This is a genomic window from Methanocella sp. MCL-LM (assembly GCF_049676595.1).
Taxonomy (GTDB): domain Archaea; phylum Halobacteriota; class Methanocellia; order Methanocellales; family Methanocellaceae; genus Methanocella_A.
The window spans coordinates 2,708,764-2,722,453 of the sequence record NZ_CP187259.1; the positions used below are offsets into that span (position 1 = coordinate 2,708,764).

The following is a 13,690-nucleotide window of genomic DNA, read 5'->3' on the forward strand; positions in this document are numbered from 1 at the left end:
TTTGCGATATTTTTCAATAGCCGCCCTTCACAGGGACATGGTCGTAATCAATGACATGGAGACATTCGCCCACTATTTTTGCTACACGACCAAGCAGAAAAAAGGAAACGTGCCCGAAGTGGGCCACGCAGGCTTGCCAGACGAGCAGGAAGAAACTAGCTCACCCGTGTTATACGAGATCGACGAAACTGTCGTATCCGATGATGACGAGCTCTGAGACGGGCACGCCCAATTAAAAAGCTGCATTACTATTTACCCGGACAGTGTCAGAGCCGAAACCGATCAGATCGGGAACGGTAAGCCCCGTTTGTGAGCGGTTGCTATATTCAGGTCCACAAAATAACATACATATAAATAGTATATCAGTGTTAATTATAATGCAGAATTTATAGAGTTAGAGAGATTATAATGAGTGATTATGGATTCAGTGGCCGGAGGAACTTCGGCCCGAGAGAGATGCACAAGGCAACTTGTGCCGACTGCAGACAGGAATGCGAAGTGCCTTTCAGGCCGACCGAAGGCAGGCCGGTATACTGTCAGGATTGCTTCCCCAAGCACAGGAAGCCGAGATTTTAAGAGCCGGCGGCCACCGGCCCGCCGAGTGAATTCGGAGGCGACCTCTTCGTATTCCGAATTAGTACGAGGAGGAGTTCGTCTGGTACCAGTTTCAAGCTTAGATCATCAAGGCATGCCCGTCTCGATCAGCGAGAGGGAATCTTGTGCCGTCTGTTTTTGTAACCGGGTCAGCGGACGATCAACCGTCGTCAGCGGACGATCAAGGATCGTCCGGGGACGATTCGGCTCGTCTGACAGCACCGCACCAGCAGCCCGGGCAGACCCGGGACCGAAGTGGAACAAGTTTAGCGAATCAAGAAAAAAGAAGGAGAGATGATACATTGAATAGAAATAGTCAGAAGCGTGTTGCAAAGAAGCCATCATCCGCAAGCACAGGTGGAGAGGTCGTACGTGTCAGAACCCCGAGGAAGGACCAGGGGGAAATTTTGGGCACAGTCACAGGCATGTTAGGGGGCAGCCGTGTCACGGTATCGTGCATGGACAGCACTACGCGCATGTGCCGCATAAGGGGAAAGATGAAGAAGAGGACGTGGGTCAGAGAAGGGGACACAGTCATCGTCGTGCCCTGGGAAATCCAGGATGAAAAAGGCGACGTAGTCTGGAGATACACAGGCCCGCAGACCGACTGGCTCAGCAAGAAAGGCTACTTTAACAACGGTTAGCCAGAGAACCGGCTCGCCCGTCAAAGATCCGTTTACCCGAACATTGCAGGTAAAGGCTGATGCGGGCGTACAGGTATCCGGCGGCCGTCGAGGCCGGGATATCAATAGTGCCAGTTTCGCACGAGTTCGCGAAACTGACAATAATATACTCGTTTTACCCGATTCAACTCTTACGACATCTTTTGAAAAACGTTATCATTCCGGGCACCGAGTATGAAAGGCACCCGCAGTAGCTTTTCGCGGGCAGCGAAGGGCATCTTATGTTACCCATAGGGCAATTGATGATAGAGCACAGGCTGATCGACAGGATGATCAACCTCGTGAAGGACGAAATGGACTGGATCGGGGAATATCACGTGGTCGATCCCGTGTTTCTCGAAACGACGGTGTACTTCATGAGGCACTTCACCGACATTTGCCACCACGGCAAAGAAGAGAACATCTATTTCTCCGCCCTCGAAAAAAAAGAGATCACCCCCGAACTCCGGAAGACCCTGGAAGACCTGATCCAGGAGCATGCCTTCGCCCGCAGGACGGTGGACGAGATAGAGGAAGCCAAAAACAGCTTCGTCACAGGAGACAAGGAAGCGATGGCCAAAGTCATCTCAGCCCTGAACATCATCACGATCTTCTACCCGCAGCACATTGAAAAAGAAGAGAAACACTTCTTCTACCCGAGCATGGACTACTTCACGAAAGAAGAAAAAGACCAGATGCTCCTGGACTTCTCAGCCTTCGACAGCGGGCTTTACCACGGTGAGCACAAGCGCATCATCGAAGACCTCGAGCGCAGAAAGGCCGAGCAGAAGAGCAGAGCACCACCAGGAGCCCAAGCTTAAGCTAAACTCGTAACCTTGGCGATACGGCTCCGCATACCAACAACTGGAGAGCAGAGGTTCAAACCACGGCGGCACGGCGGCACGGAGACAATTCGAGAAACGATCGCCGGAGGGTTATTTGAACCACGGCGGCACGGCGGCACAGAGACAACCTGTACCCGAATAGCAAGACACAGGTTTTATTGATCCACGGCGGCACGGCGGGCTGACGGCATAGAGACAATCCTTCTATTGTTACTATACTGGAGAAACCAGAAATCACTATAGAACGTAATTAACCGGTCATGTGATCATTATAATTTACTGAAACACCTGGCCAGTAAGCCGTTATTGGTTAATTCACTGTCTCCGTGTCGCCGTGGACTAAAAAAGAGTACCCTGTTACGGCAATGCACTGTCTCCGTGTCGCTGTGCCGCCGTGGTAAAAACATTAGGTCTTGTTATCCCATTTCACTCTATCGCCGTGTCGCTGTGCCGCCGTGGTAAGAATATTTGCTTTTGTTATTGTTTCTCCCTCGGTCACCATATCGCCGGGCCGCCATGGTACTCTCGACATGGCAGCCGGCGTGTCAGAGGTGCTTAAATGATGTACTCGTCCCCGATCTTCGGTGCGTAGGCGTTGACGTCGTACTCCTGTTTGACCCAGGCGGCGAACTCTTCGGTCCTGTCGCCGTGGACGCAGAAGACGTCGGTGGTGCCTCTGTCGACCATGTGCTTGACGATGGCTTTGAGCTCGGAATCGCCGCTGTGGGCGCTGAAGCTGTACTGCTCGAGCTGGCACCGGAGCTTCACGATCTCGCCGTCGAGGTCCATGGTCCCGGTGGTCAGGGCGGTGCGGCCGTTGGTGTTCTCTACCTGGTAGCCGGTGAGCATGACCTTATTCTTGGGGTTATCGTAGATCTTCTTGAGGTAGCTCAGCACGGGGCCGCCGTTGAGCATGCCTGCGGTGGTTACTACGACGCAGGGCTCGTCCATGAGGGATTTTCTCATGCTGCCTTTCACCGTAGTAGAGTAACCGTAGGCGGACCTGAGCCGGCCCGGGTCCCGGAGGTACTCCGGCTCTTTGAGGAAGATGTCGGTGACTTCTCTGCCCATGCCGTCGACGTAGGACGGGATGCGGTACTCCTTGAGGATGAGGAGGATTTCCTGGGTCCTGCCGATGGCGAAGCTCGGGATGACGACGTTGCCGCCGATGTCCAGCGTGTACCGGATGGACTCTATGAACTTTTCCTCCAGCTTCTGCCTGTCCGGGTGGTCCTTGCCGAAGTAGGTGCTCTCGATCATGAGAGCGTCTGCCTCGGGGTAGTGGACCTTCGAGCCCCGGAGCAGCCGGGTGTCGGTGTTCTTGATGTCCCCTGTGTAGAGCAGCGACTTCTCCCCGTTTTCCACGTAGACGAGAGAGCTGCCGGGTATGTGGCCGGCGTCGAACAGGGTAATAGTGTGACTATTGTGCTCGTATGCGTCCAGGTACTCCATCTCCCGGGTCAGGCGCATGAGCTGGCGCATGTCCGCCGGGTCGAAAGGTACGAGCGCGTGGGAGGACTCTGCGATCTCCATGGTGTCCTCTGCCAGTAGCCTGGTGAGCTGTTTGGTGGGGGGTGTCGCGATGACCTTCGGCTCCATGTCCATCAGGTTAGGGACTACGCCGCAGTGATCGAGGTGGCCGTGAGATACGACCACTACCTCGGGCCTGACGTCGCCCAGCGGGTACTCGGGCGGGTCGCTCGGCTTGATGCCGTAGTCCAGCAGAATTTTATCGTCGATGAGAAAGGCTGATCTGCCGACTTCCCGGCCCGCCCCGTGAATACTGATCTGTATGCTAATAACCTCCGTATAAAAGGGAAAAGAAGCCTGTACGCCAGGCGTATACTTAAGGCATAGGCTCTTTCCCGCGTATCTATTTAACCATTTCTCTTCCCTCATAATATAAATACGAGATAATTGCTATACCGTGATAAGTGTGAAAAATAGTTAATATATGGCACTACCCATCATTTTTCAGTACGGAAAACTATAAATCCTAGATACGCTATTCATAGTGCCGTCAAATAATAAGTTCTATAACTGTATGGTGAGTGCCGCGATACATCCTATCGGTGTCGCGAATTTGACAAAAACTAAAAACCAACGTTGCATCATCTGGAGAGGGCTCATAGCTCAGTTAGGTAGAGCGCCTGGCTTTTAACCAGGCGGCCTGGGGTTCAAATCCCCATGAGCCCGCTCACCCTATATTTATAGAACTATTTTGCGCATTGTATAACAATGCGGACGCATCCCAGGGAATGCGAGCATCTCGCCGAGATGCGGTGCATTGCCAGGCAATGCAATACCACCATGCAGTTTTAAGGAGGAAGGCAGGTTTGACTAAAAAATTTAACGTTCTGGAGCACGAGCTGGTGCCCGATCACATCCTTCTGAGCGAAGAGGAATCAGCCGAAGTACTGAAAAGATACAACATTTCTAAAGGTCAGTTGCCGAAAATTAAGACCTCCGACGTAGTCGTCAAGCAGATCGGTGCGCAGCCAGGCGACGTTATCAGGATCATCAGGAAGAGCCTCACTGCGGGCAAGGCCGTAGCATACAGGCTCGTCATCGAGTAAGAGGGATTCCACCGTGTTAGACCGAACCGTACTTAGTAAAGCGTATTTTACCCGTAAAAAAATTGCGCAGCATCACATTGACTCTTTTAACGTTTTTCTAGAGCAGGGCCTGCAGAAAGTCATTGACGAGCAGGGATTCATCGAGACTGACATCGAGGACATCGAGCACAACATCGAGCCGGTAAAGGTCAAGCTGGGCAAGATCCGGGTGGGTAACCCGGTAGTCAGGGAAGCTGACGGTTCCGTGGAGCCGCTCTACCCGACCGAGGCCAGGCTGAGGAACATCACCTACGCAGCCGAGATCTTCCTCGAGATGGCCATCGTCCGCGGCGAGATCGAGGGCGACTTCATCGAGGTCAACATCGGCCAGATGCCGATCATGATCGGCTGCAACAAGTGCAACCTTGCCAGGGTTACTCCGGACGAGTGGGTGAAGCACGGCGAAGACCCCGTAGACCCCGGCGGATACTTCATCGTCAACGGTACCGAGCGTGTCATCATGACCCTCGAAGACCTCGCCCCCAACAAGATCATGGTCGAGTACGACGACCGCTACGGCGACCAGATCGAGGTGGCCAAGGTGTTCTCCCAGCGCAGGGGCTACCGGGCACTGGTTATCGTGGAGAGAGGCCGCAAGTCTATCCTGGAAGTATCCTTCCCGTCCATCTCGGGCCGCCTGAACCTCGTCATGCTGATGAGGGCGCTGGGCCTGGAGACTGACCAGGAGATCGTCAACGCAGTTTCGGACGACCCGGAAATCCAGAAGTTCATGCTGGAGAACCTGGACGAGGCCGAGGCAGACACTTCCGAGTCCGCCATGGAGAAGATCGGCAAGCGTGTCGCCGCCGGCCAGGCTAAGGACTACCAGAGGAAGAGGGCTTTCTACGTCATCGACCGCTACCTGCTCCCCCACCTGAACCCCGAAAACTTCGAGCGCCTCGGACCGGACGACCCGAAGCTGGGCGAATCCAGGATTACCAAGGCGTACTTCCTGGGCAGGATGGCCGAAGCCTGCTGTGAGCTGGCACTCCGCCGCAGGGCTCCGGATGACAAGGACCACTACTCTAACAAGAGGCTCAAGCTCGCGGGAGACCTGATGGAGGACCTGTTCAGGGTCTCGTTCAACAGGCTCACCAGGGATATCAAGTACCAGCTCGAGAGGGCCAACATGCGTAACAGAGAGCTGTACATGATCACGGCAGTCAGGGCAGACGTCCTGACCGAGAGGCTCATCCACCCGCTGGCTACGGGCAACTGGGTCGGCGGCAGGACCGGTGTGTCCCAGCTGCTGGACCGGATTGACTACATGGCCATGCTGTCTCACTTACGCCGTGTCATATCCCCGCTGTCCCGGGCTCAGCCGCACTTCGAGGCTCGTGACCTTCACGCTACCCAGTGGGGCAGAATCTGTCCTTCCGAGACGCCTGAAGGACCGAACTGCGGTCTGGTGAAGAATTTCGCCATGTCGGTAGAGCTGTCGACTGGCGTAGAGGACGATGAATCGATCAAGAAAGTCATGCTTGAAGCTGGCGTTCAGCCCTTAAGGAGGGGTACAGTTGAATAAGGCGAGAGTATTCGTCAACGGCGCACTCGTAGGGATGCACGACAACCCGACCGAGCTCGTCGAGAGCATCAGGGAGAAGAGAAGGCAGGGCCTCGTCTCCAACCAGATCAACATAGCACACCACAAGCTCACCAACGAAGTCATCATCAACACCGACATGGGCAGGGCCCGAAGGCCCCTGATTATCGTTAAAGACGGTAAGGCCCAGATCACCCAGGAAGACACCGAGCAGCTCAGAAGGGGCGAGATCTCGTTCGACGATCTCGTCAAGAGAGGCCTGATCGAGTACATCGACGCAGAAGAAGAGGAAAATACCTTCATCGCCATCGACGAGTCGCAGCTCAACAAAGAGCACACTCACCTCGAGCTGAACCCGTCGCTTATTCTGGGTATCGCCGCAGGCATGATCCCGTACCCGGAGCACAACGCATCTCCGAGAGTAACGATGGGCGCAGGCATGATCAAGCAGTGCCTGGGCATGAGCACGGCAAACCAGAAACTCAGGCCGGACACCAGAGGCCACTTCCTGCACTACCCGCAGCGGGCTATCGTCAACACCCAGACTGCGGAAGCCGTAAACTTCAACGAGAGGCCCGCCGGCCAGAACTTCGTGGTAGCAGTTCTTTCGTTCGAAGGCTACAACATTGAAGATGCTCTCGTCTTCAACCGCGGCTCCATCGAGAGGGGCCTCGGCCGTTCCCACTTCTTCAGGACGACTGAAGGTGAGGAGCGCAGGTACCCCGGCGGCCAGGAGGACACCTTTGAGGTGCCCGACGCCGAAGTCAGGGGCGCCAGGGAGTCCGAATTCTACTCGCAGCTCGACGAGGACGGGTTAGTGAACCCGGAGACCGTCGTCGGCCCGAACGATGTCTTAATCGGCAAGACCAGCCCCCCGAGATTCCTGGAAGAGCCTACCGACCTCGGCGGCATCACCCCGCTCAAGAGGCGTGAGACCTCGGTCACGATGCGCAGTAACGAGAAAGGCATCGTCGACACGGTCATCCTCACGGCGACCCAGAACGGCAGCAGGCTGGCCAAGGTTCGCACCAGAGACCAGCGTGTTCCTGAACTCGGCGACAAGTTCGCTTCCAGGCACGGGCAGAAGGGCGTCATAGGCCTGATCGCCCAGCAGGAAGACATGCCCTTCGCTGAGAACGGCCTGGTACCCGACCTTATCATCAACCCGCACGCTATCCCATCCCGTATGACCATCGGCCACGTCCTGGAAATGATCGGCGGCAAGATGGGCAGCCTCGAAGGCAGGTTCGTCGACGGCACCCCCTTCAACAACGAAGAGGAGCTGAACATGAGGTCGACCATGAAGAAGTTCGGCTTTTCCCACGGGGGCAAGGAAGTCTTCTACAGCGGCACCACCGGCGAGAGGATCGTCGCCGACGTGTTCGTAGGCGTCATCCTGTACCAGAAGCTGTACCACATGGTCAGCTCGAAGATGCACGCCAGGTCCAGAGGCCCCGTGCAGGTGCTCACCAGGCAGCCGACCGAAGGCCGTGCCAGAGAAGGCGGTCTGAGGTTCGGTGAAATGGAACGTGATGTCATGATCGGCCACGGCGCAGCCATGGCTCTTAAGGAGAGGCTGCTGGACGAGTCGGACAAGGTGTTCGAGTACGTCTGCAACAACTGCGGCATGGTCGCCACCGAGGACAAGAAGCGGAAAGTCATTTACTGCCCGAACTGCGGTGCGGACACTAACATTTACAAGATCGAGATGAGCTACGCGTTTAAGCTGCTCTTAGATGAGATGAAGGCGCTCGGTATCGCACCGAGGCTGGAGCTCGAGGACGCAGTGTGAGGAAGGAGGAAAAAAGATGACCAGCCCCAAGAGAATCAAGAAGATACGCTTCGGCCTGCTCTCCCCGGCAGAGATCAGGAAGATGAGCGTTACCAAGATCATTACTGCCGACACCTACGACGATGACGGCTACCCAATCGACATGGGCCTGATGGACCCCCGGCTTGGCGTCATTGATCCGGGATTACGCTGCAGGACCTGCGGCGGCCGCCCCGGCGAATGCCCCGGCCACTTCGGCCACATCGAGCTGGCAGCCCCCGTCATCCACGTCGGCTTTGCCAGGCTCCTCCGCAAGGTACTCCGCACGACCTGCAGGAAGTGCGGCAGGCTCCTCATGGACGAGAAGACCAAGACCGAGTACCTCAGGCAGATCCAGACCGCCCAGAGGCTGGGCCAGCCCATCGACGAGATCGTCAAGAACGTCTTCAAGGACGCCAAGGGCACCACCTGCCCGTACTGCGGCGAAGAGCAGAAGGAGATCAAGTTCGAGAAGCCCACCGGCTACATCGAGGACGGCCACAAGCTGATGCCGACCGATGTCAGGGACAGGCTCGAGATGATCCCGGACGAAGACATCGAAGTCTTCGGCATGGACCCGAAGAACGCCAGGCCCGAGTGGATGGTACTGACCGTACTGCCCGTTCCCCCGGTTACCGTCCGCCCGTCCATCACCCTCGAGTCCGGCCAGCGCTCTGAAGACGACCTGACCCACAAGCTCGTAGACATCATCAGGATCAACCAGCGGTTCCAGGAGAACCGTGATGCAGGCGCACCGCAGTTAATTATCGAAGACCTGTGGGAACTGCTCCAGTACCACGTGACCACCTACATGGACAACGCAGTATCCGGAGTACCCCCGGCGAGGCACAGATCCGGCAGGCCGCTCAAGACGCTGTCCCAGCGTCTCAAGGGTAAGGAAGGCCGTTTCAGAGGCAGCTTATCCGGTAAGCGTGTCAACTTCAGCGCCCGTACAGTCATCTCCCCGGACCCGAACCTCAGCATCAACGAGGTCGGCGTACCGATGCGGATCGCCAAGGAAATGACCGTGCCAGTAACGGTTACCCCGTTCAACATCGAGGTCGTCAGAGAGTTCGTCAGGCGTGGCTCCGAGAACCACCCGGGCGCCAACTACGTCAAGCGTGCCGACGGCCGCAGGCTCAAGATCACCGACAAGAACTGCAGCGAGCTGGCTGACCAGATCGAGGTCGGCTGGAAGATCGACCGGCAGCTGAAAGACGGCGACATCGTGCTGTTCAACCGGCAGCCGTCGCTGCACAGAATGAGTATCATGTCCCACTTCGTGCGGGTCATGCCCCACAAGACGTTCAGGCTCAACCCCGCAGTCTGCGCTCCGTATAACGCCGACTTTGACGGTGACGAAATGAACCTGCACGTCCCGCAGACCATGGAGGCGCTCGCAGAAGCCCGTATCCTCATGCTCGTCCAGGAGAACATCCTGTCCCCGAGGTTCGGCGGCCCCATCATCGGCGGCCTGCACGACCACGTATCGGGCATCTACCTCCTGACCAAGGGCTACAGGGTGTACTCGGAGACCGATGCGCTGGAAATCCTGAGCAAGGTGAACGTCCACGAGCTGCCCGAGCCGTACAGGACCGAGAACGGCGTAAAGTACTACTCCGGCAAGCAGATCTTCAGCCAGATCCTGCCCGAAGGCCTCGACATGACCTACAAGGCTAAGGTTTGCGAGAACTGCGAGGAATGCAAGAACGAGCTGTGCGAGAAGGACGCGTTTGTGCGCATTGTCAACGGCGAGCTGAAGACCGGCACCATCGACGAAAAGGCAGTAGGTGCCTTCAGCGGTAAGATCCTCGACAGGATCGTCAAGACCTACGACGAGCACACGGCCTCCGGCTTCCTGGACAACGTAACCCGTCTGGCTATCAGGGCGATCACCGCGAGAGGCTTCTCCTACGGTATCAGCGATACCGACATCCCGGCGGAATCCACAGCGCAGATCACCGACACTATGCTCAACTCCGCGAAACAGGTCAAGAAGCTAATCGAGGCTCACGACAACGGCGAGCTGGAGCCGCTCCCGGGCCGCACGCTGGAAGAGACGCTGGAAATGCGGATCATGCAGGAGCTGGCTAAGGCAAGAGACGGCGCAGGCGGCATCGCCGGCAAGTTCCTGGGCAGCCAGGAGGATAACTCGGCCGTTATCATGGCTCGCTCGGGCGCGAGAGGCAGCTTCCTGAACCTGACCCAGATGGCAGGCTGCGTAGGCCAGCAGTCGGTCCGTGGTGAGCGTATCATGAGAGGCTACACCGACCGCACGCTGCCCCACTTCCAGGCTGCCGACAGAGGCGCGGACGCGAGAGGCTTCGTCGAGTCCTCGTATAAGAAAGGCCTGAACCCGACCGAGTTCTTCTTCCACGCAATGGGTGGCCGTGAAGGTCTCGTAGACACTGCAGTCCGTACGTCTCAGTCCGGTTACCTGCAGAGGAGGCTCGTCAACGCACTCCAGGATCTGGAAGTGAAACACGACGGCACGGTCAGAGAAACCCGGGGTATCGTGGTCCAGTTCCTGTACGGAGAGGATGGCGTAGACCCGATGAAGAGCGACTACGGTGAGGGTGTCAACATCCCGAACATTGTCGACAGCGTGCTGAACGGCGGTGATTCCAAGTGAGCAACTTATCCGAAAACACCATTATCGCAGAGATCGACAAGATTGAGCTGCCCTACAAGATGGCCGAAGGCCTCAAGGCCCGCCTTAAGGGACACAAGATAACCCGGAAGCAGCTCGACCAGATCATCGAGAGGGTCCAGCTGGCGTACCATAATGCGAAGGTTCAGAGCTGCGAAGCGGTCGGCATGATCGCCGCCCAGAGCATAGGCGAGCCGGGTACCCAGATGACGATGCGTACTTTCCACTACGCAGGTGTGGCGGAAATCAACGTCACGCTGGGCCTGCCACGCATCATCGAGATCGTGGACGCCCGCCGGGAACCGTCCACCCCCATGATGACCATCCACCTGACCCCGGACGTATCGGGCAACAGGGACGCGGTCAAGAAGCTCGGCTGGGAGCTGGAAGAGACGAACGTCGCCGACATGGGCGTCGTCTCGACCAACCTGACCGACATGAGCATAATCATCGACATCAACGAAAAGCAGCTCTTCCAGCGTGGCATGACCATGCAGGAAGTCGCGGACAGAATCAAAGAGGAGATCGAGTACGAGCCAGTCATCAAGGACAACAAGTTCGTGATCAACCCCGATGAGCCCTCGTACCGCGACTTACTTCAGCTGGTAGAGAAAATCAAGTCGATACCTTTAAAAGGTATCAAAGGCATCAGTCGTGTCGTTATTCGGAAGGAAGAAACTGAGTATGTTATATATACTCAGGGTTCCGTCCTTAAGAAAGTCATCCAGCTGGACGGGGTAGATCCCGCCCGGACGAGGACGAATAACATCAACGAGATTGCCGAAGTGCTGGGCATCGAGGCCGCGAGGAACGCGATCATCAAAGAAACGCTTGATACGCTGTCCGAGCAGGGCCTTACCGTCGACATCAGGCACATCATGCTCGTCGCAGACATGATGACCATCGATGGCGAAGTCAAGCAGATCGGCAGACATGGCATATCCGGCGAGAAGGCCAGCGTGCTTTCCAGGGCCGCTTTCGAGGTTACGGTCAACCACCTCCTCGACGCAGCCGTGGCCGGAGAAGTCGATGAACTAACCGGTGTCACGGAAAATGTCATTGTAGGACAGCCGATACAGCTGGGCACCGGCGACGTAGAACTATTAGCTGTTAGTACGACGAGAAAGAAGTGAGAATATGGAAATAGATCTCGACAAGTCACTGAGAAGCGTCGTAAGGACTGGCAAGGTCCTCGTAGGGACCAAGCAAGCCGTCAAAGCAAGCAAACGCGGAGTAGCGAAACTTGTCATTGTGGCCACCAACTGTCCCGACGACGTGAAGAAGCAGATCAAGGAATCGAACATCCCGATGTATGAGTTCACGGGCATGAGCGTAGACATGGGCCCCATCTGCGGTAAGCCCTATGTAGTCTCCGCCATCACTGTACTCGAGCCGGGCGACTCTGACATCATGGCGTTAGCCAGAGGTGTAAAGAGTGCCTGATGTTACCTTTACCACCGAGACGATGCAATACATCGCGCTCTTCGAGTCGACGACCGGAGCGCACGCCAAGGACTGTCTGCTGGTAGACGACGATACCAAGATAGTATTCGTAGTGAAGACCGGAGACATGGGCCTGGCCATCGGTAAAAATGGTAACAACATCAACAGGGTCAAGAAACAGATTGGTAGGCACATCGAAGTCATTGAGTACTCTGAGGATCCCAGGGAGTTCATCCGCAACCTGTTCCAGCCGGCGGCGGTAAAGAACGTAGCGATATCTACAAAGGGAGACCGCAGCATTGCCATCGTGGACATAGCAACCAAGGATAAGGGGCTGGCGATAGGCAAGAACGGCAGGAATATCCTTAAGGTGAAACTGCTGGCGCAGAGGCATCACAAACTGGACGATGTCGTCATCAACAACCAGAAGTAAGCAGATCAGGAGACAAGATCATGGGAATGGGAAAATTTGCATGTCGCAAGCTCACGCACGACAGAAAACTATACAGGTGGGGTGACAGGGATTACGCCCGCCGTGTACTGCGGTTAGACGAAAAGGCCGACCCCCTGGAGGGCGCACCTCAGGCAAAGGGCATCGTCCTCGAGAAGATCGGTGTAGAGGCCAAGCAGCCGAACTCCGCTATCCGTAAGTGCATCAGGATTCAGCTCATCAAGAACGGCAGACAGATCACCGCTTTCTGCCCCGGTGACGGTGCGATCAACTTCATCGACGAGCACGACGAAGTGACCATCGAAGGCATCGGCGGCCGGATGGGTGGATCGTACGGTGACATTCCGGGCGTTCGTTTCAGAGTATTCAAGGTAAACGACGTATCGCTCGAGGAAATGGTTGCCGGAAAGAGAGACAAGCCCCTGAGGTAAGAGCATGGCAGAAGAAACCATCGAAACCACTACTACTAACAACGTAGAGAACAGCTACCACAACAACCTGCTGCTCTTCGGCAAGTACGACATGACCCAGGTCCAGATCAAGGACCCCAGCGTCAAGAGGTACATCAACCTCAAGCCCATAGTCGTACCGCACACCGGCGGCAAATCCGCTTTCCGCCAGTTCAAGAAGGCAGACATGCCCATCGTCGAGCGCCTCATCAACAAGCTGATGCGCAACGAGATCAACACCGGCGAGAAGACCAAGTGCTACGGCATCGTCCGCGACTCGTTCGAGATCATCGCCACCAGGACCAAGCAGAACCCGGTCCAGGTGCTCGTAGACGCCATCGAGAACGCCGGCCCGAGAGAGGAAACGGTCAGGCTCAAGTACGGTGGCATCAACGTGCCCAAGTCGGTCGACACGGCTCCGATGAGGAGAGTCGACCAGGCGCTCATGTTCATTTGCGCGGGTGCGGAGAAGGCATCGTTCAAGTCCAAGAAGTCCATCGAGAGCGCTCTCGCAGACGAGCTGATCGCTGCCTCCAAGGGCGACGTGAAGAGCTACTCGGTCGGCAAGAAGGACGAAAAGGAGAGAGTTGCGAAGGCAGCCAGGTAAGGCTCTGCCTTCTTTTTCACT

14 protein-coding genes and 1 tRNA gene are annotated in these 13,690 nt (G+C 56.3%); 14 read left to right on the forward strand and 1 reads right to left on the reverse strand.

Annotation, left to right across the window (positions count from 1 at the left end; genetic code table 11):
* Positions 1-37: 37 nt before the first annotated feature.
* The 4 genes from ACPLPM_RS13855 to ACPLPM_RS13870 all read left to right on the forward strand — a co-directional run bounded on the left by ACPLPM_RS13855 (position 38) and on the right by ACPLPM_RS13870 (position 2,077).
* Positions 38-217 (forward strand): hypothetical protein, encoded by a 180-nt coding sequence (locus tag ACPLPM_RS13855; RefSeq protein WP_424357364.1) that lies wholly within the window; start codon positions 38-40, stop codon positions 215-217.
* 191 nt (positions 218-408) lie between these two features.
* On the forward strand, positions 409-576 hold the full coding sequence (locus ACPLPM_RS13860; RefSeq protein WP_424357365.1) for a CxxC-x17-CxxC domain-containing protein: 168 nt from the start codon (positions 409-411) through the stop codon (positions 574-576).
* Between the two features lie 320 nt (positions 577-896).
* The gene (gene eif1A, locus ACPLPM_RS13865; RefSeq protein ID WP_424357366.1) at positions 897-1,238 is read left to right on the forward strand and encodes a translation initiation factor eIF-1A; all 342 of its coding nucleotides are present in this window, start codon (positions 897-899) and stop codon (positions 1,236-1,238) included.
* Between the two features lie 260 nt (positions 1,239-1,498).
* Complete coding sequence (locus tag ACPLPM_RS13870; protein ID WP_424357367.1) at positions 1,499-2,077, forward strand: hemerythrin domain-containing protein; 579 nt, start codon at positions 1,499-1,501, stop codon at positions 2,075-2,077.
* A 579-nt stretch (positions 2,078-2,656) separates the two neighbouring features.
* On the opposite strand, the gene ACPLPM_RS13875 is transcribed toward ACPLPM_RS13870, so the two are convergent.
* On the reverse strand, positions 2,657-4,000 hold the full coding sequence (locus ACPLPM_RS13875) for an MBL fold metallo-hydrolase (RefSeq protein WP_424357368.1): 1,344 nt from the start codon (positions 3,998-4,000) through the stop codon (positions 2,657-2,659).
* Positions 4,001-4,223: 223 nt separating this feature from the next.
* Here ACPLPM_RS13875 and ACPLPM_RS13880 point away from each other — a divergent pair.
* The 10 genes from ACPLPM_RS13880 to ACPLPM_RS13925 all read left to right on the forward strand — a co-directional run bounded on the left by ACPLPM_RS13880 (position 4,224) and on the right by ACPLPM_RS13925 (position 13,669).
* Positions 4,224-4,297: transfer RNA gene (locus tag ACPLPM_RS13880), tRNA-Lys, on the forward strand.
* Between the two features lie 140 nt (positions 4,298-4,437).
* Positions 4,438-4,677, forward strand: coding sequence for a DNA-directed RNA polymerase subunit H (locus tag ACPLPM_RS13885; protein ID WP_424357369.1), 240 nt, complete (start codon positions 4,438-4,440; stop codon positions 4,675-4,677).
* Between the two features lie 13 nt (positions 4,678-4,690).
* A complete protein-coding gene (locus ACPLPM_RS13890) occupies positions 4,691-6,241 on the forward strand; it encodes a DNA-directed RNA polymerase subunit B'' (protein ID WP_424357370.1) in 1,551 nt (516 codons plus the stop codon).
* Positions 6,234-8,051, forward strand: coding sequence for a DNA-directed RNA polymerase subunit B (rpoB, locus tag ACPLPM_RS13895; RefSeq protein ID WP_424357371.1), 1,818 nt, complete (start codon positions 6,234-6,236; stop codon positions 8,049-8,051). Before ACPLPM_RS13890 ends, rpoB begins: the two co-directional genes overlap by 8 nt.
* 16 nt (positions 8,052-8,067) lie before the next feature.
* Entirely contained in the window at positions 8,068-10,701 is a 2,634-nt protein-coding gene (locus tag ACPLPM_RS13900; protein WP_424357372.1) for a DNA-directed RNA polymerase subunit A', read from the forward strand.
* The gene (gene rpoA2 / locus ACPLPM_RS13905; protein WP_424357373.1) at positions 10,698-11,852 is read left to right on the forward strand and encodes a DNA-directed RNA polymerase subunit A''; all 1,155 of its coding nucleotides are present in this window, start codon (positions 10,698-10,700) and stop codon (positions 11,850-11,852) included. The genes ACPLPM_RS13900 and rpoA2 overlap by 4 nt, the downstream gene beginning before the upstream one ends.
* 4 nt (positions 11,853-11,856) lie before the next feature.
* Positions 11,857-12,162, forward strand: a complete 306-nt coding sequence (locus ACPLPM_RS13910) for a 50S ribosomal protein L30e (protein WP_424357374.1) — start codon at positions 11,857-11,859, stop codon at positions 12,160-12,162.
* Positions 12,155-12,595 carry a NusA-like transcription termination signal-binding factor gene (locus ACPLPM_RS13915; protein ID WP_424357375.1) on the forward strand — a complete coding sequence of 147 codons (441 nt, stop codon included), beginning with the start codon at positions 12,155-12,157 and terminating at the stop codon, positions 12,593-12,595. The genes ACPLPM_RS13910 and ACPLPM_RS13915 overlap by 8 nt, the downstream gene beginning before the upstream one ends.
* A gap of 20 nt (positions 12,596-12,615) precedes the next feature.
* Positions 12,616-13,044, forward strand: a complete 429-nt coding sequence (locus tag ACPLPM_RS13920; protein ID WP_424357376.1) for a 30S ribosomal protein S12 — start codon at positions 12,616-12,618, stop codon at positions 13,042-13,044.
* 4 nt (positions 13,045-13,048) lie between these two features.
* Positions 13,049-13,669 (forward strand): 30S ribosomal protein S7, encoded by a 621-nt coding sequence (locus ACPLPM_RS13925; RefSeq protein ID WP_424357377.1) that lies wholly within the window; start codon positions 13,049-13,051, stop codon positions 13,667-13,669.
* Positions 13,670-13,690: the final 21 nt, after the last annotated feature.